The organism is Belnapia sp. AC561, assembly GCF_979252845.1.
The window spans coordinates 1-259 of sequence record NZ_CEEDBP010000301.1 but is presented as its reverse complement, the minus strand read 5'-3'; the positions used below and the strand labels follow the sequence as shown (position 1 = coordinate 259).

Genomic DNA, 259 nt, shown 5'->3' with positions numbered 1-259 from the left:
GTACAAGTACTTCCACAACTACCTTACAGGTTCTCGAGCCGATAGATGCGGCTACGAGCTTGACTAAAGCCTTCACTTGCCAGAATAATCCGATTCAATTAATGGCGAGCGGAGGAACAACTTACCGCTGGCTCCCGGTTGATTGGCTTTCAGACCCAAATATTGCGAATCCGATTGCATCACCAAAGGAAACAACCATTTATACCGTAACGGTTTCAAATGGCGGCTGTTCTGCTACGGCCACTGTTGAAGTTAACAT

The 259-nt window shown here is 46.7% G+C and carries 1 protein-coding gene; it reads left to right on the top strand.

Features of this window, described 5'->3' with window-relative positions; genetic code table 11:
- Positions 1-59: 59 nt before the first annotated feature.
- The coding region (locus tag AC0IW9_RS31175; RefSeq protein ID WP_471652168.1) for a hypothetical protein at positions 60-259 on the top strand (200 nt) is incomplete at its 3' end.